This is a genomic window from Lacinutrix sp. WUR7 (genome assembly GCF_016864015.1).
Classification (GTDB): domain Bacteria; phylum Bacteroidota; class Bacteroidia; order Flavobacteriales; family Flavobacteriaceae; genus Oceanihabitans.
This window is the reverse complement of the sequence record NZ_CP045067.1, coordinates 1086929-1104117: the sequence shown is the minus strand read 5'-3', so window position 1 is coordinate 1104117 and position 17189 is coordinate 1086929. Positions and strand designations below refer to the sequence as shown.

The following is a 17189-nucleotide window of genomic DNA, read 5'->3' as shown; positions in this document are numbered from 1 at the left end:
TTATAACCTCAAAAAAAATAAAGTTACACATGAAATTTAAATCCATATTAACGATTTGTTTTTTAGCAATAACAATGCTATCCTTTACCACTATAAAAGAATCTACATCGTATAAATGCATGATTCAAATGATTAATTATACAGGTGAAAATGCCTACGTGGTTATTTCACTTATTAATCCGGAAGGAGAATATGAAAAAACCTTATACGTGCAAGGAGATGATGATGAGTGGTATCACGATATTTCAGAATGGTGGAAATTCTACGGAAAGAAGCGCTCTAGTATCGACGCTATTACAGGAGAAACCATTGCTGGAGGCGCAAGAACGATTAGCGTTTTAGAAATTGAAGATTCTAAAATTGATGCGGGTTACAGTATTCGTTTTGAAACGGCTGTAGAAGATCAAGAATATTACACCAAAGATGTGGAGTTTCTATTAACATCAGAAAGTGTGAAAAGTAAAAAAGAAGGTACAGGGTTTATTCGTTATGTGCGTTTAATGCCTAACTAAAACCCAATTGTCACTTTGAGAGCAGTACAAAAGTCTCCTAAATTTAAAAAAGCATGACCATTTCCATTTGGAGATACAGCCACTTAACACTAGCTGTATCTTCTTTTGTTTTTATTTTATTAGCATCCATAACTGGAATTATTTTGGCGTTCCAACCCATTTCAGAAAAGCTAGAACCGTATAAAGTTTCTAATTTTGAAACCATAACGGTTGCCGAAACGATTACCAATTTAAAGGAAAAATATCCTGAAGTTATCGATGTGCAAGTAGATGCAAACCATTTTGTTTTAGCATCTGTTATTGCTAATGATGGTGAAAGTTTAAATGGCTATATAAATCCGAGAACAGCAGCGTTTATTGGAGATAAAATAGAAGTGTCCAAATTTTTTAAATGGGTTACTAATTTTCATAGGTCGTTGTTTTTAAAAGGAATCGGACGCTTTTTTGTAGGGTTATGCTCCTTTTTATTATTATTAATTGCCGTTTCCGGAACGGTTTTAATACTAAAAAGACAAGGCGGTTTAAAGAAGTTTTTCACGAAAGTAGTAAACGAAAACTTCAGTCAGTATTGGCATGTCGTTTTAGGAAGACTATCGTTAATTCCAATAATTATCATCACCATTACCGGTGTTTATTTGTCGGCTGAAAAGTTCGATTTACTTCCTAAGAGTAGCGTTAATCATACCATAGATTTTGAATCTCTTTCGGAAACACCAAAACAAGGTATTCAAGATTTTCCTATTTTTAAAAACACAAAACTTTCCGAGGTAAAAACCATAGAATTCCCTTTTTCGGAAGACGTAGAAGACTATTTCACACTTGCTCTTAAAGACAAAGAAGTTGTTGTAAACCAATTTACAGGAGAAACTTTAAGCGAAATAAAAACACCTTTGGTTATGGTGTTTTCTAATTTAAGTCTGAATTTACACACTGGAAAAGGCAGTATTTTATGGTCTGTAATTTTAGCAATTGCAACCGCAAATATTTTGTTTTTTATCTATTCTGGTTTTGCCATGACGCTAAAACGCAGAAAGGCTAAACTAAAAAACAAGTACAAAAAAGACAATAGCAAATATGTGATTTTAGTAGGATCGGAAAACGGAAACACCTTGCCTTTTGCTAACCAATTACAAGAACAATTAATAAAAGCGGGCGAAAGCGTTTACATCACAGAGCTTAATAATTACGATACCTTTAGTAAAGCAGAACATATTATAGTTCTGACTTCTACCTATGGGGAAGGCGAAGCGCCAACCAATGCCAACGTATTTTTAGAACGATTAAAAACGGTAAAACAAGTACAAGAAATAAGCTATTCTGTAGTTGGTTTTGGATCTTTAGCATATCCCGACTTTTGTAAATTTGCTTTCGATGTAGATGCAGCGATGAAGCTTCCGTTACAACAAGGATTACCCGTTTTTACCATTAATGATAAATCGGTAACCTCTTTTGAAGAATGGGTAACCCTTTGGAACAAAAAGAGAAAGCTTCCTATATCTATTTCCAAAGAAAAACTAGCTGTAAAGCCAAGATTAAACAACACATTTACGGTGGTAGATAAAACCAAAGCAGAAGACCATGCCGACAGCACTTTTTTAATCACATTAAAACCGAATACCAAGAGATTTACCTCTGGAGATTTGTTGGCTATTTATCCTAAAAACGATTACAGAGAGCGTTTATATTCTATAGGAAAAGTCAACGGAAAAGTACAATTAAGTGTAAAGCTTCATGAAAACGGATTAGGCTCCGGGTTCTTAAATAACTTAAATAAAGGAGACGTTTTTAAATCGCGAATAGTAAAAAACACAGCCTTTCATTTTCCTAAAAAAGCTTCCAAAGTTATCTTAATTGCTAACGGAACAGGAATTGCTCCTTTTCTAGGAATGCTAGATCAAAATACCAAAAAGATAGAAACTCATTTGTATTACGGACTAAGGCAAAACGCTTCGTTTAACCTGTATCGCGACGTTATTAAAGAGAATTATAAGAGCAAAAAATTCACCAAATTAAAGTTAGCGTTTTCAAGAGAAGCACCTAAAAATTATGTGCAAGATCTTTTAAAACTGGACGCTTTGTTTGTAGCAGAAACATTAAAAAACAATGGTGTAATTATGCTTTGTGGTTCTCTAGCCATGCAAAACGATGTCTTCGCTGTTTTGGATGTCATTACCACAGAAAATTTAAGCCTACCGTTAAGTGCATTTATAGAAAAAAATCAGATAAAAACAGATTGTTACTAATTTCAAAAAAAGAGAAGTCTATGTGTAGTAATATAAAAACAATATCTAAAGTGACTAGTGGCGAATTATCTATTTGTACAAAGTGTAATGTATATCATTTAGAATTTAATAATATCTATTTTGAATTTTCAGAAGCACAATACAAACAGTTTAAAAAATATTTGTTCGCTATAGAGTCTGAGTACTGGGAAAACAAATATGGAGAAGCAAAAGTAAAACGAAAAATCCCTGTACCCTCTTTGCAATCTAATCTTGTTTTAATGTTTAATAGGCAAGAAATTACAGAATTAAAATCGCTTTTCTCTAATATAAAACAGGTCTATAATAAGTATTTAAACGTAGACGATATCGATTACACACTAATTTTAAATTAGTATTTAAACGGCTTCCGTTTCTGGGGTTTCCTCTTCTTTTTCTTCCGCTTTAATAATACTAGGGAAAATCATTGGAGCAAGCGATTTTACAGGTTCATATAAAATAGAATCCTTTAAATCTTCTTCACCAACAAAAGGTATGGTGTTATTCATTCTGCTAAAAACACCTAGAATAATACTTAAAACCAATCCTATTTTTAAAGCACCAAATACACCACCTAATAATTTATTAATAATTCCTAAAGCAGCAAAATCAGCTAATTTCGTTAATGCTTTTCCTGCTAGTGAAATCACTAAAATAATAACGACAAAAGTGATAGCAAATGCTACAATGTTCGTGTATTTTTCTTCCCAATTTACTTTGCTTGCTAAAAATTCTGCAGCAAAACCACTAAAATGTATGGCGCCATAAACTCCTGCAATCAAGGCTACAAGGGAAGCAACTTCTACAAAAAGGCCTTTCATAAATCCTCTAACCAATCCAAAAAGAAGTAATGCTCCTAAAATAATATCTAAAACGCTCATAAAATTAGAATTTTGTCAAATATAGAAAAAACAAATCTTCTCTCCTTTTTTAATAATAAATCAACGATTCAAAGGGTCAACATTTAATAGATTTATCGACTTAAATGTCTCAAAGTGACAACAAGGTTTAGTAACTTTGCGGCTTATTAAGTTTCATTTAAAAAGATTCCTGCTTTTGTAGGAAGTGAACATGGCAAGAGATACAGAATTAAAAGAACGTTGGGAATTGGTAGTAGAAAAATTATCTATTCAATTTGCAGATGGCGACAAATTAGACTTAGATGCCATCATTTATTTAATAGGTTTACAAGAACTTGGGCAATTAGACAGAAAATTTAAAAAAGACCAAAAACTTGACCTTATGCACATTGCAATCTGTAAAGTCCTTACGCCTTATGGCTATTATGAGTTAGAATTTGTAGACGAAGAAGGTTGGCCGCATTACACCACAATAGCAGAATTACCGCACTTAAAAGCAGGAGAACAAAGCGTTTTAATGAAAGAAGCCATTGTAAACTACTTTGTAGAAACTGGATATATTAAATAATAAGGGCGTTACCACAAGGGTCGCACTTTCCGCAGTCGCTATCCAAGATGAGCTCCAACAATGCTCCAATCGCTAACGCAAATGACTACAAACTTAGGCGATTGTCGAGTAAATTTTTTATTAGCAATAGCAATCACATTCTTTTTTAAAGATTACTTCGTCGATTCCTCCTCGTAATGACGATATTTTATTTAAATTTGCCACCTATTTATACACACCATGATAGACAAGATAAAAGAACTCATAGCAGAAGCCGAAGTATTTAAAGCACAATCTATAGAAGAAGTGGAAACATTTCGTATAAAATACTTAGGTAAAAAAGGATTGTTAAACGATTTTTTTGCTGAGTTTAAAAATGTAGCAAACGACCAGAAAAAAGAATTTGGTCAAACCATTAATAAGCTTAAAAAAACGGCCGAAGAGAAAGTTAACGCTTTAAAAGAAGAGTTAGAAGGTAAAGAAGAAGATAAAGGCGTTTATGCCGATTTATCTCGTCCGGGAGAACCAATAGAAATAGGAGCACGTCATCCAATATCTATTGTTAAAAATGAGATTATCGATATCTTTTCACGTATCGGTTTTAACGTAAGTGAAGGTCCAGAAATAGAAGATGACTGGCATAACTTTACCGCATTGAACTTGCCAGAATACCACCCGGCACGTGATATGCAAGATACCTTCTTCATACAAACAGACCCAGATATTTTATTACGTACACATACAAGTTCTGTACAAGTACGATATATGGAAAACAATAAACCACCAATTAGAACCATCTCTCCAGGAAGAGTATTTAGAAACGAAGCTATTTCAGCGCGTTCCCACTGTTTCTTCCACCAAGTAGAAGGTTTATATATTGATAAAGATGTAAGTTTTGCCGATTTAAAACAAACACTTCAGTATTTCACAACAGAAATGTTTGGGAAATCTAAAATACGTTTACGTCCTTCTTACTTTCCATTTACAGAACCAAGTGCAGAGGTAGATGTGTATTGGGGATTAGAAACCGAAACCGATTATAAAATCACCAAAGGAACAGGATGGTTAGAAATTATGGGTTGTGGTATGGTAGATCCAAACGTTTTAGAGAACTGTGGTATCGATTCTAAAGTATATTCCGGTTTTGCTTTCGGAATGGGAATAGATCGTATTGCTATGTTACTTAATCAAATTAGTGATATTCGTTTATTAAGTGAAAACGATGTACGTTTCTTAGAGCAATTTAAATCTGCTTTATAAACCAAAAAAAAGCATAAAAAATAAACTAAAAGCCGACTGTTAAAAGTCGGCTTTTTTATTTAACAATTATTTAACTTCGTTTAGTTCGGTTTGTTCCGAACCCATACTTATATTTGCGTGAAATTTACTGTACAAGAATAATTCAGGTTCTAAATCAGTAATAATATATTAAAAAATGAAAGATAACATCTGCAAAGAAAAAATGGCTTTAGTTGAAAAACTAGGAGTGCATTTAGAAGCTAGAGAGCAATTAGCACCAGTTGCTGCACGTATTTTGGCTTACGTTATTCTTACGGGAAAAAGAGGTGCAACTTTTGAAGATATGGTAAGTATTCTTTGTGCAAGTAAAAGTACCATCTCTACACATATTAATCATTTACAAGATTTAAATAAAATTGTGTATTTCACAAAAACAGGAGATCGCAAAAAGTATTTTGTAATTAATAAAGATACTATTATTCAACATGTGGATAGAATGATAAGTCATTGGCAAGAAGAACGCGAAATACATTTCGAAATTAAACAGTATAAAGAGCAGCAAAACACTAAGAAAATTGAAAATGATGAAGAAAAATTCGATTTAACCTTTCATAATGTTTACATGAAATTTATAGATGAAGCATCTTCTTCCGTAAAAGAATTAAGAGAAAAATTAATACACAACCAATTCGATATTTAAACCAAGTAAAAAATGAAACATAATAAAATAGTAATGTTCCTAGCACTAAGTATATTCTTAGTCATTGTTAGTTGTGGAAACGCAGAACAAAAACCAGCAGCAGTAACTCCTCCTGCTCCTTTTCCAGTTACACAAGTACAAAGTAAAACGGTAACTGGATTTACAGATTATCCAGCAACTATTGAAGGAATAGTAAACAGTGATGTAAGAGCTAAAACATCTGGATATATTGAAAAGGTTTATGTCGACGAAGGACAAAAAGTACGCAAAGGACAAGTGTTATTTAAATTAGAAACACAGTCTTTAAGTCAAGATGCTGGAGCAGCAAAAGCACGTGTTAATGTAGCACAAGTAGAAGTAGATAAGTTAGTTCCACTTGTGGAAAAAAACATTATTAGTGCAGTACAATTAGAAACAGCAAAAGCGAATCTAGCGCAAGCAAAGGCTAACTTAAGTGGTGTTTCTGCAAATATTGGTTATGCAACGATTAAAAGTCCGATAGATGGATATGTTGGTTCTATTCATTTTAGAGAAGGAGCTTTAATTAGCCCAAGTGATGCTAAACCATTAACAACAGTAAGTCAAATTGATCAAGTATATGCCTTTTTCAGTTTTAACGAAGCACAATATATAGACCACTTACAAAGATCTAAAGGTCAAAACAAAGCAGAGCGTATTAAAAATGCACCAGACTTAACTTTAATATTAGCTAATGGTAAAGAATATTCTGAAAAAGGAAGAATTCAAACCAGTACCGGACAAATAAATCAAAATACAGGTACGATTCAAATTAGAGCAGCTTTTGATAACCCGAATGAAATTTTAACGAATGGAAATAGTGGTAAAATAAGATTCCCTATAGAATATAAAGATGCTATTGTTGTACCGCAAACGGCCACTTTTGAGCAACAAGGAAATATTATGATTTTTAAGTTAGGAGAAGACAACAAAGTAGTTAGCTCTATTATAAAAACAAAAGGAAAAGTTGATAATTTATATGTTGTAGAATCTGGAGTAGATACAAGCGACAAAATTATTATATCTGGTATTGGAAAATTAAGAAACGGCATGGCAATCTCACCACAAGAGACCTCTTTTGAAGAAGCGATTAAACCGGTTGCAACTTTATTCAGAAATTAAATAACCACCAAACATATTTATCATGTTAAAAACATTTATTGAAAGACCAGTGCTTTCAACAGTAATCTCTATTATCATAGTTATGCTAGGTGTTATTAGTATCACTAGCTTACCAATAGAAGAATACCCAGATATTGCACCACCAACCATTAAGGTGACCGCAAATTATACAGGAGCAAACGCCGAAACGGTTTTAGAGAGTGTTATTGTTCCTATTGAAGAACAAATTAATGGTGTAGAAGGGATGACGTACATTACTTCTACAGCTTCTAATACCGGAACCGCAGAAATTACAGTATATTTTGATCAAGAAATTGATGCAGATATTGCTGCTGTAAACGTGCAAAACCGTGTGTCTAGAGCTACCCCTTTATTACCACAAGAGGTAATTCAAACAGGTATTACCACACAAAAACAAGAAACGAGTGCATTGATGTTTATTTCAATGTATTCGGAAAGTGAAAATTACGACGCTACATTTATTCAGAATTACTTAAAAATTAATGTGATTCCAGCGATGCAACGTATTAGTGGTGTTGGTGATGTTAGTGTATTCTCACAACAGGATTATGCCATGCGTATTTGGTTAAATCCAGAAAAATTAGCTTCCTATAATTTAATTCCTTCCGATATTTCAGCGGCTTTAGCAGAACAAAATTTAGAAGCTGCAGCTGGATCTTTAGGTCAGAATAACGGAGAGTCTTTCTCTTATACTTTAACCTATAGCGGTCGTTTTAAAAATGAAAGTCAATACAGTGACATCGTAATTAAAGCCTTAGGTAATGGAGAGTTTTTACGCTTAAAAGATGTTGCTACTATTGAATTAGATGCACAATCGTATGCATCGAATGCGATGAGTATGGGGAATCCTGCAGTTTTTATGGGGATTTTTCAAACGAAAGGTTCTAATGCACAAGAAATTATTGAAAACATAAAAGTAACCTTAGAACAGGTAAAAGCAGACCTTCCGGAAGGCTTAGATGTGTTTGTACCTTATGATACTAGTTTGTTTTTAAATGCGTCTATTGAAAAAGTAATAAGTACTTTATTAGAAGCCTTTTTATTAGTATTCTTAGTAGTGTTTATCTTCTTACAAGATTTCCGTTCTACGTTAATTCCTGCAATTGCAGTTCCAGTTTCTATTATTGGTACTTTCTTTTTCTTGAATGTTTTTGGATACTCTATAAACCTTTTAACGCTATTCGCGCTAGTGCTCGCTATTGGTATTGTGGTAGATGATGCCATTGTAGTTGTAGAGGCGGTGCACGCCAAACTAGATGAAGGCGAAAAGGATCCTAAAAAAGCAACACTAACAGCTATGAATGAAATTTCTGGTGCTATTATCTCTATTACTTTGGTAATGGCAGCAGTATTTATTCCTGTAACCTTTGTAACGGGTCCAACAGGAGTATTTTATGAGCAGTTTGGTGTGACCTTAATTATTGCGATTTTAATATCAGCCGTAAACGCCTTAACCTTGAGTCCAGCATTATGTGCTTTGTTATTAAAAGGACATAAAGAAGACGAAGATTTAAAAGGAAAAGGTCCATTAAAACGTTTTTACACCTTATTCAATCGTGGCTTTAATGCTACTGTTGATAGATATGGAAAATCTCTTCAGTTTTTATATAAAAGAAAATTTATTTCTGTTTTATTATTAATTATTGCTGTTGTTGGAATCTATTGGGCTGCAACAACAACACCAACAGGATTTGTACCTAATGAAGATAGAGGTATTATTTTCGCTAATATCGAATTACCTCCTGGAGCTTCACTAGATAGAACAGATGCAGTAGCAAGAAAACTTTACGATAAAGTAGAAAGTATTGAAGGAATTGTTGCCGTAAACTTTATTAAAGGTAGAAGTTTGATAAGTGGTGCTGGTAGTAACTTTGGTTTTGGTATTATAAAACTAGAAGATTGGGCAGATCGTACAGATCCTTCCCTTTCAGCACAAGCAATTACAGGAAAGTTATTTGGTATAGCAGCTACCATTCCAGATGCTAATATTATTTTCTTTTCACCGCCAAGTATTCGTGGTTTTGGTAACTCGTCTGGTTTTGAAATTAATTTATTAGATAAATTTGGAGGGGAGTTTACCGAATTAGATAAAGCAAATAAGGCTTTCTCTATGGCTTTAATGAGTCATCCAGAAATTAAATATGCAACCTCATCATTCAACACAAATTATCCACAATATGAGATGGAAGTGAATGTGCCTTTAGCAAAAGAAAAAGGGGTATCTGTAACCAGTATCTTCTCCACTTTACAAGGATATATTGGTGGGATTTATGCTTCGGATTTCTCCAAATTTGGAAAACAATTTAGAGTATATATTCAGGCATTACCAGAGGATAGAGCAGACGAAAATGCTTTAAATAGTATGTATGTACGAACAGATTCTGGCGAAATGACACCAATCACGCAGTTTGTAACCTTAAAGCGTGTGTATGGGCCACAATCGGTAACACGTTTCAACTTATTTAATTCCACAACCATAACAGGAGCAACAAATGACGGATTTAGTACAGGAGATGCCATTCGAGTGATTGAAGAAGAAGTAGCAAAACTACCAAGTAACTATTCCGTTGCATATTCAGGATTAACGCGTGAAGAAGTAAATGCAGGAAACCAAACAACGTTCATCTTTATATTAAGTATCCTATTTGTATATTTCTTATTAAGTGCACAGTACGAAAGTTACTTATTACCATTTGCAGTTGTATTTTCATTACCATTTGGTGTATTCGGAGCCTATATAAGTACGAAGTTCCTAGGCTTAGAAAATAATATTTATTTCCAAATTGCCTTGATAATGCTTATCGGATTGTTAGCTAAAAATGCCATACTTATTGTGGAGTTTGCTTTAGCTAGACGGAAAAATGGCGAGACCATTGTAGATGCAGCAATTCACGGTGCAAAATCTCGTTTGCGTCCAATTTTAATGACCTCATTTGCTTTCATTTTAGGATTAATGCCTTTAGCATTAGCAAAAGGTGTTGGGTCTGAAGGAAACAACTCTATTGGTTCTGGTGCCGCAGGAGGAATGCTTATTGGTACTATTTTAGGAGTCTTTGTAATTCCTATCTTATTTATATTATTCCAGTGGTTACAAGAAAAAGTTTCGGGTAAACCAACAGTACAAACTATTGAAGAATAAAAAGATGAAAACCATTATAAAACATAGAAATTTTAGTAAAGGTGCTTTATTACTAATGGTTGCGTTAACATTACAAAGTTGTTTTGTAGCGCAAGATTATGCACGACCAGAATTAAATTCAGAAACGGAAGGACTTTACAGAACCGATAATTTACCAACAGACAGCATTTCTATTGCAGATGTATCTTGGAAAACCTTATTTACAGATACATACTTGCAACAGTATATAGAAGAAGGTCTACAAAATAACATGGATGTGCGTATTGCTCTACAACAAATAGTAGCTGCCGAAGCCTATGCAAAACAAGGAAAAGCAGGGTATTTGCCAACCTTAAATGTAGGTGCTAATTATACCCGTCAAGAATTTTCTGAAAACAGTCAGTTCGGATCCATATTTAGTGGTGGTACAGATACGTATGATATTACAGCAAACCTATCTTGGGAAGCAGATCTTTGGGGAAAAATAAGAAGTGGTAAACGAGCTACACAGGCAGCATATTTGCAAAGTGTTGCAGGACATCAATTGGTGAAAACACAATTGATTTCTAGCATTGCAAATACCTATTACAACTTATTGGCTTTAGATGCACAGTTAGAAGTAACCAAGCAAACCATTGCAACTAGAGAAAGTGGTGTAGAAACCATTAAAGCGCTTAAAGATGCTGGACAAGTAACACAAGTTGCCGTAGACCAAAATATAGCCCAATACAATAGAGCAAAAGCTTTAGAGGTAGATATTGAAACGGCTATTTTTAAAACAGAAAATACACTTAGTATTTTGTTAGGCAAATCTCCACAAGACTTTGAAAGAAGTAGTTTAGATATTCAGAAAATAGAAGAAGATATCACACTTGGTGTGCCAGCAACATTACTTAGTAATAGACCAGATGTTATGGCTGCAGAGTATGGTTTAATCCAATCTTTTGAATTAACTAATGTAGCGAATAGTAATTTATATCCATCACTAACATTAACTGCTTCGGGAGGATTGCAAAGTTTAGAATTAGATAAGTTATTAAACGTGAATTCTTTATTTGCGACAGTAGTTGGAGGTTTAACACAACCGCTTTTAAACCAAAGAAAACTTAAAACGCAAAAGGAAGTTGCCATAGCGCAACAAGAACAAGCGTTACTGCAGTTTAAAAAGACATTATTAGTTGCAGGAAACGAAGTGTCTAATGCATTGTTTTCTTATGAATCGGAAATCAAAAAATTTGAATTTAGAAAAAACGAAGTGGAAGCTCTAAGAACGGCAGAAGCAAACTCAGAAGAGTTACTTAAAAACGGTTACGCTAATTATTTAGATTTATTAACCGCAAGACAAAGTGCTTTAAGTGCAGAGCTTAATATTATAGATAGCCAATTACAACAATTAGTGTCTATTGTAGATTTATACGAAGCTCTTGGTGGCGGATGGAGATAAAATAAAAGAAGATGATTACCAAAGCAGATTTGTTAAAGTGTTCTATTACAAAGTTTACACAATGCGGAAGCAAGCATGTAACATTAGACGAGATAGCAACTACGCTTGGGATTTCTAAAAAAACAATTTATACGTTTTTTAAAAACAAAGCAGATTTAGTTTCTGCTAGTTTAGAGAGTTTATTAAACGAGTATAAAGAAGATATAAATGGGATTGTTAGTAGCAATGGTAACGATCCTATTTTGTGTGTAGTGTTAATTTATAAAAGAGGGTTTGGGTATTTAAAATACTTTAAGCCCTCTTTTCTTTTTGGTATAGAAAAGTACTACCCGAAAGCGAGTAAAATTTTTAATGATTTTATTGAGAATTTAGCCAATAACATTGTTTACAACTTACTGAAACAAGCCCAAAAAACGGGAGATATTAAAGAGGAAGTGAATCTGAAATTAATAGTTAGCATTTATTTTTTACGCATTGATAAACTAGTTTTTAAGAAGAATAATTTATTCGATACATATGCAAAGGAAGAACTATTTAACCATTTAGTAATTTATAACTTAAAAGGAATAATTACGCCTAACTATTCTAATTCTTATTTGGTATAGTTTACTATTTTTGCAGCATGAAAAAAGACATTGACATCCCAAAAGTGGAAGGTGTTTACCTTGCAGTTGTAAATGAATACAACGATATTTATAAAACCCAAGACTGGAACGCATATATCATTAATGATAAAGAAGTAGATCTAGAAATGGTACTTATTGTTACTAGTGGCTATTCGGAAGATAAAATGACTTCTATTTTTAGAAAGAAACTAGACAAGCTACCTAAGAAAAGCTACGCTAAAATAGAATTAATGCAAGAAGATTTATTTGCTATAAATAATCAATTTAAAGTTACTTTTTTTGAAGGGAACAAGATGTTTGATAAAACATATACGTTTAGAAAAAACACCATTAATTTAAAAGCTTTACAAGCGGTTCCTTTAATGGAAGCTAAAGGTGTTTTGGTAAAGTAATCCAATTCCTGCGAAGGCAGGAATCTCTTTGTAAATAAGCAGAAACATTATGTTTATAATATACTAGGCAAATGATTGTGTTAAAACCCTTCCGTCTTTTATTTTTTAGAAAATAAAATCCACCTTCCCTTGAAAAAAGGGAAGGAGTTGGGTACTGCTGTTTTTCGGCATTCCCTTATCTATTCTAATTTTTGAATAATTATACTTTTTAAAAAAAAACTCTCTTCCTTTTTTCAAGAAGACGAGGTGGTTTTATTATGAAACTGCCACAACCGATAGAAGTGAACATCGTAATTACAGCTAAACTTTAGCAAATAAGTGCGTTAGCGATTGCAGTGACATCCTTTTGCTTTTTTGCAAAAGATATAACGGAAAGCGCGACCATTTGAAGCTTTTTCAGCGAAAGATGGTAACGCCCAAAGAATCTAGATAAGATTTATGAGATTCCTTTTTTCAAAGGGACTAGATTAATCCAATTTATCCGTCAGTTTTTGAAACACTTTTTTAGCATCTTTGCCTTCGTATAAAATCTCATAAACAGCATCTATTATTGGTAAACGCGTTTTTTTATTGTTTTTGTTATTAAGTAAGTGTGCAGATTTTGTAGCATAATACCCTTCAGCAATCATGCTCATTTCCATTTGTGCAGATTTCACCGTGTAGCCTTTACCAATCATGTTTCCAAACATGCGGTTTCGGGAAAAAACCGAGTAACCAGTTACTAGCAAATCGCCTAAATATGCCGAGTTATTAATGTTGCGTTTCATCTTATGCATTTTCTTGATAAAGCGTTTCATTTCGCGAATCGCGTTACTCATAAGTACACTTTGGAAATTATCTCCATATCCTAAACCATGAGCGATTCCTGCTGCAATGGCATAAATATTTTTGAGCATTACCGCATATTCTGTTCCAATAACATCGTCGCTAATTTTGGTTTTAATATAATCGTTAGATAACGCATCGGCTATGTTTTGTGCTTTTACAGGGTCTGCACAAGAAATGGTTAAATAGGATAAACGCTCTAAGGCAACTTCTTCTGCATGGCATGGTCCAGCGATAACGCCAATGTTTTCAAAAGGTATTTTATAGACTTCATTAAAATGCTGACCAACCAATTTTCCGGTTTCTGGAATAATCCCTTTTACAGCAGATACTACAATTTTATCTTGAATATTATAGGTGAGTTTTTCTAATTCCGAATACATAAAAGCAGAAGGAATAGCAAAAATCAGCACATCTGCATAAGCAGCCATTTCATTGATATCATTAGAGATTTTTAATTGTTCTATATGAAACTCTACAGAGCTCAAATAACTAGGATTGTGCTGCTCTTTTAATAAATGTTCCTTAATGTAAACGCTTCGCATATACCAACCAACTTCTTGTTGATTTTCGCATAGCATTTTTACAATTGCAGTAGCCCAACTTCCGCTACCAAAAACAGCATATTTTAAAGGTTTGCTCATTAAAAATATTTTCTTTTTTAATTTCCGTGACAACGGAAACCGTAATTATTAGAATTTCAAAAATAAGCAAAATATCAATCACATTAAAGTGTTGCTTGTTAATTAGTTGTGTTTTTTGGCATGCGTTTTGAATACCTAAAAGTATTAACTTTAAAATGAACGATTATGAAAACGACAAAACTACTTTCGGTATTTGCTATTATAGCATTATTATTTACCTCTTGTTATCATGAAGATGTTTATGTAGATGATTACAACAGCAATTATAATAATCCAGCACCAACAATTTCTATAAACGAATTATTAAATTCATATGAATTATGGTATGTAGATATTAATCAAACCATAGGATATGGGGAAACCCGTTTTTTACAAACAGCCTTTACTATATCTTTTAGAAATGGATTGCTTTACGCTAATAATAATTTAGTAGGAATAGGTAGCCAAGGAAATGGTTTTGGAATTCCTGTTGGTTATTATGATGCATATAATATGATTTTAGATGTGGATCATGATATAGATGGTTTTGAAACATTTGATGTGTACAAAATAGATTATAATACTATAGAATTGTATAATCCATATAATGATACCTCGTATTTTTTACATGGTTACCAAAGAGCAAGTTTTGACTATGACTTTGTTTTTTATGATAACATTCATTATTTCATGCAAGAATATGAAGCTTGGGAGAAAACATATACAAGCAACTATGGCGCTTTAAACGAATTTGATAATGAAAACTACATGCAGTTTTTAGCTGGTGGAAATGGATCTACTTTTAGAAGCTCACAAGACGCTACAGGAATGAATATTAATAATTTGTATTGGGATTACTCTGGGATTTATGGCATTGGTGATGTAAACGGAAATCTATACCAAAAAACATTAACATTAGATTATGATTACTTTGACAATGAGTTTTTTGAATTGAGCGTTATAAATGATAGTACCATAGAATTGTTTCACAATGCATCTGGAACCTTATATGAATTTAAAGGAAGAGGCTACATACAGTATTTAAAAACAGGTACAACAACAGATAAAACAAAATCTAGTGCAGAAAAGAAACGTGTACAACGTGCTGCAAAAAAAGATAACATAAGAGAGAATACTCGTATAAAATAGAAGAAGCATATTACAATTTTGGTTGGTTAGTTCATGGAGGAACCGTTTAAAAAGAAATTTTTAGACGGTTTCACTTTTTACAAGATTTTGGCACATTAGTTGTTAACATTAATAGTAGTTAGGAACTATTTTTTTAACTTTACAATTATTAACAAAAAATTAAACACAAAAAACATTATGGGATTATTTTCATTTATTAAAAATGCAGGAGCAAAAGTTTTCGGAATTGGAAAAACAACGGAAGAAGAAGCAGCAGAAAAATTAGCAGCAGCAAATGCAGAAGAGTTAAAAGAAGAAGCATTAGTTGCTAGAAGATTAGAAACAACCATTGGGGATTTAGAACTTCAAGTAGAAGATTTAAGTATATTTATTGATGATGATGCAGCAACCATTTCTGGTATGGCACACGATCAAGCAACAAGAGAAAAAGTAATATTAGTAGTAGGTAACTCTAATGGTATTGCAACTGTTGATGATAAAATGACGGTTGAGGTTGTAGAGCCTGTAGCACAATTTCATGCAGTTGTAAGTGGAGATACTCTAGGTAAAATTGCAAAAACATATTATGGTAATGCAATGAAGTATCCTGTTATTTTTGAAGCTAACAAACCAATGTTAGAGCATCCTGATAAAATTTACGTAGGTCAAGTTTTACGTATTCCTGCTTTAGATTAAGTTCTGTAATAGTATATAAATTAGAAAACGCCAGCTAAATGTTGGCGTTTTTTTTATGTTTATAATTTGGGCAAATTTTTTTAGAAGGAAAAAAACCAGGCTTTCACTACTCAATCTTTTTTTTGGAAATAAAAAAAAGGATTTCAAACATACCGTTCTATCCTTTTTACAAGAGTTTAACTACCTATAAAAATTCATTCCATCCAAATACGCCCAAACATGTTCTGGTAGCATGGGTTTGATCATTCCTGCGAAGGCAGGAATCTATAATAGTTATCCCCTTTTTTTAATCTGAATAAAGAGGAATTAAATAAAATTATTCTTGATAGGTATAAATAACAGATCTAATATCTCCATTTGGTAGAACTTCTTGCGTTGTTATAGGAAACCCATTAGTGTTGTATGTATGTGTTAAAGTAGCATTAAAAGAACCACTTTTGGATATAATATTATTGGTTGTATTTGTAGGAGGAACTAAAGCAAACACATGGAATGTTTTATTAAATTCTTGATTTTGATAAGCTGCATAAAGTGGGTTATTCCTATTGTCATAGGTGTAAGTGGTTAATGAAGTGCCATTTTCAATACTTAAAACATTTCCACTACTATCATTTGTGTAATTTTTTTCTGATAGAAATATACTTCCATTATAGTATTTACTTTGTATTAGTTGTGAATTGCTATCGTTAATAAGTACTATGTTAGTATCCGAATTTGAAAAGGTAATAGATGTTATTAATCCGTTAGTGTATTGGTATTCTCTAAATGATCCATCACTTAAGTTTTCTTTCCATATTTGCCCTTCGTCATTATAAGAATACCTTACGAATGTTGTGGTATTGTCAATTTCAGAATTAATTTCAGAAAGGTTACCGGAATCATTATAGTTATATGAATTATATACTACATCCGTTTCTCCTGAAGCAGTAAAAGTAGTTTCTATTTTTATTAGCTTACCTAAAGGAGTATTATTTTGTGATGTTTCAGAATCGTCAGAATTACAGGAAAATTGAAATGCAATTAATGCAAATAGTATGATTTTTTTCATTTAACAATT

At 32.8% G+C, this 17189-nt stretch carries 16 protein-coding genes; 13 read left to right on the top strand and 3 right to left on the bottom strand.

The window, feature by feature from the left end:
• Positions 1-29 precede the first annotated feature (29 nt).
• The 3 genes from FG167_RS04820 to FG167_RS04810 are packed head-to-tail and all read left to right on the top strand — an operon-like array spanning position 30 to position 3129.
• Entirely contained in the window at positions 30-512 is a 483-nt protein-coding gene (locus FG167_RS04820) for a DUF2271 domain-containing protein (RefSeq protein ID WP_203460289.1), read from the top strand.
• 53 nt (positions 513-565) lie between these two features.
• A complete protein-coding gene (locus FG167_RS04815; protein WP_203460288.1) occupies positions 566-2755 on the top strand; it encodes a PepSY domain-containing protein in 2190 nt (729 codons plus the stop codon).
• Between the two features lie 20 nt (positions 2756-2775).
• Positions 2776-3129: a DUF6686 family protein gene (locus FG167_RS04810; RefSeq protein ID WP_203460287.1), complete on the top strand. Its 354-nt coding sequence runs from the start codon at positions 2776-2778 to the stop codon at positions 3127-3129.
• 3 nt (positions 3130-3132) lie between these two features.
• Here the strand turns inward: FG167_RS04810 and FG167_RS04805 are convergent, their stop codons facing one another.
• A complete protein-coding gene (locus FG167_RS04805) occupies positions 3133-3654 on the bottom strand; it encodes a CvpA family protein (protein ID WP_055444254.1) in 522 nt (173 codons plus the stop codon).
• 190 nt (positions 3655-3844) lie between these two features.
• On the opposite strand from FG167_RS04805, the gene FG167_RS04800 reads away from it, so the two are divergent.
• The 8 genes from FG167_RS04800 to FG167_RS04765 all read left to right on the top strand — a co-directional run bounded on the left by FG167_RS04800 (position 3845) and on the right by FG167_RS04765 (position 12860).
• On the top strand, positions 3845-4201 hold the full coding sequence (locus tag FG167_RS04800; RefSeq protein WP_203460286.1) for a hypothetical protein: 357 nt from the start codon (positions 3845-3847) through the stop codon (positions 4199-4201).
• Positions 4202-4420: 219 nt separating this feature from the next.
• A complete protein-coding gene (gene pheS / locus FG167_RS04795; RefSeq protein WP_203460285.1) occupies positions 4421-5440 on the top strand; it encodes a phenylalanine--tRNA ligase subunit alpha in 1020 nt (339 codons plus the stop codon).
• Between the two features lie 175 nt (positions 5441-5615).
• On the top strand, positions 5616-6119 hold the full coding sequence (locus FG167_RS04790; RefSeq protein WP_203460284.1) for a GbsR/MarR family transcriptional regulator: 504 nt from the start codon (positions 5616-5618) through the stop codon (positions 6117-6119).
• Between the two features lie 12 nt (positions 6120-6131).
• Entirely contained in the window at positions 6132-7259 is a 1128-nt protein-coding gene (locus tag FG167_RS04785) for an efflux RND transporter periplasmic adaptor subunit (protein WP_203460283.1), read from the top strand.
• A 22-nt stretch (positions 7260-7281) separates the two neighbouring features.
• Positions 7282-10419: an efflux RND transporter permease subunit gene (locus FG167_RS04780; RefSeq protein ID WP_203460282.1), complete on the top strand. Its 3138-nt coding sequence runs from the start codon at positions 7282-7284 to the stop codon at positions 10417-10419.
• A gap of 4 nt (positions 10420-10423) precedes the next feature.
• Positions 10424-11842, top strand: a complete 1419-nt coding sequence (locus FG167_RS04775) for an efflux transporter outer membrane subunit (RefSeq protein ID WP_203460281.1) — start codon at positions 10424-10426, stop codon at positions 11840-11842.
• A gap of 11 nt (positions 11843-11853) precedes the next feature.
• Positions 11854-12447, top strand: coding sequence for a TetR/AcrR family transcriptional regulator (locus FG167_RS04770; RefSeq protein ID WP_203460280.1), 594 nt, complete (start codon positions 11854-11856; stop codon positions 12445-12447).
• Between the two features lie 17 nt (positions 12448-12464).
• On the top strand, positions 12465-12860 hold the full coding sequence (locus FG167_RS04765; protein ID WP_203460279.1) for a hypothetical protein: 396 nt from the start codon (positions 12465-12467) through the stop codon (positions 12858-12860).
• Positions 12861-13327: 467 nt separating this feature from the next.
• Here the strand turns inward: FG167_RS04765 and FG167_RS04760 are convergent, their stop codons facing one another.
• Positions 13328-14329, bottom strand: coding sequence for an NAD(P)H-dependent glycerol-3-phosphate dehydrogenase (locus FG167_RS04760; RefSeq protein WP_203460278.1), 1002 nt, complete (start codon positions 14327-14329; stop codon positions 13328-13330).
• Between the two features lie 165 nt (positions 14330-14494).
• On the opposite strand from FG167_RS04760, the gene FG167_RS04755 reads away from it, so the two are divergent.
• Both FG167_RS04755 and lysM read left to right on the top strand, forming a co-directional pair.
• Positions 14495-15457, top strand: coding sequence for a nicotinic acid mononucleotide adenyltransferase (locus FG167_RS04755; protein WP_203460277.1), 963 nt, complete (start codon positions 14495-14497; stop codon positions 15455-15457).
• A 177-nt stretch (positions 15458-15634) separates the two neighbouring features.
• A complete protein-coding gene (gene lysM, locus FG167_RS04750; RefSeq protein WP_203460276.1) occupies positions 15635-16132 on the top strand; it encodes a peptidoglycan-binding protein LysM in 498 nt (165 codons plus the stop codon).
• 316 nt (positions 16133-16448) lie between these two features.
• Here the strand turns inward: lysM and FG167_RS04745 are convergent, their stop codons facing one another.
• On the bottom strand, positions 16449-17180 hold the full coding sequence (locus tag FG167_RS04745) for a hypothetical protein (protein ID WP_203460275.1): 732 nt from the start codon (positions 17178-17180) through the stop codon (positions 16449-16451).
• Between the last annotated feature and the right edge of the window lie 9 nt (positions 17181-17189).

Excerpts from the sequence above, each read along its gene's own strand:
- FG167_RS04810 (WP_203460287.1), top strand. The coding sequence starts at position 2,776 with ATGTGTAGTAATATAAAAACAATATCTAAAGTGACTAGTGGCGAATTA.
- FG167_RS04820 (WP_203460289.1), top strand. The coding sequence starts at position 30 with ATGAAATTTAAATCCATATTAACGATTTGTTTTTTAGCAATAACAATG.
- FG167_RS04785 (WP_203460283.1), top strand. The coding sequence starts at position 6,132 with ATGAAACATAATAAAATAGTAATGTTCCTAGCACTAAGTATATTCTTA.
- pheS (WP_203460285.1), top strand. The coding sequence starts at position 4,421 with ATGATAGACAAGATAAAAGAACTCATAGCAGAAGCCGAAGTATTTAAA.
- FG167_RS04780 (WP_203460282.1), top strand. The coding sequence starts at position 7,282 with ATGTTAAAAACATTTATTGAAAGACCAGTGCTTTCAACAGTAATCTCT.
- FG167_RS04790 (WP_203460284.1), top strand. The coding sequence starts at position 5,616 with ATGAAAGATAACATCTGCAAAGAAAAAATGGCTTTAGTTGAAAAACTA.
- FG167_RS04805 (WP_055444254.1), bottom strand. The coding sequence starts at position 3,654 with ATGAGCGTTTTAGATATTATTTTAGGAGCATTACTTCTTTTTGGATTG.
- FG167_RS04800 (WP_203460286.1), top strand. The coding sequence starts at position 3,845 with ATGGCAAGAGATACAGAATTAAAAGAACGTTGGGAATTGGTAGTAGAA.
- FG167_RS04745 (WP_203460275.1), bottom strand. The coding sequence starts at position 17,180 with ATGAAAAAAATCATACTATTTGCATTAATTGCATTTCAATTTTCCTGT.
- FG167_RS04775 (WP_203460281.1), top strand. The coding sequence starts at position 10,424 with ATGAAAACCATTATAAAACATAGAAATTTTAGTAAAGGTGCTTTATTA.
- FG167_RS04760 (WP_203460278.1), bottom strand. The coding sequence starts at position 14,329 with ATGAGCAAACCTTTAAAATATGCTGTTTTTGGTAGCGGAAGTTGGGCT.
- lysM (WP_203460276.1), top strand. The coding sequence starts at position 15,635 with ATGGGATTATTTTCATTTATTAAAAATGCAGGAGCAAAAGTTTTCGGA.
- FG167_RS04815 (WP_203460288.1), top strand. The coding sequence starts at position 566 with ATGACCATTTCCATTTGGAGATACAGCCACTTAACACTAGCTGTATCT.
- FG167_RS04765 (WP_203460279.1), top strand. The coding sequence starts at position 12,465 with ATGAAAAAAGACATTGACATCCCAAAAGTGGAAGGTGTTTACCTTGCA.
- FG167_RS04770 (WP_203460280.1), top strand. The coding sequence starts at position 11,854 with ATGATTACCAAAGCAGATTTGTTAAAGTGTTCTATTACAAAGTTTACA.
- FG167_RS04755 (WP_203460277.1), top strand. The coding sequence starts at position 14,495 with ATGAAAACGACAAAACTACTTTCGGTATTTGCTATTATAGCATTATTA.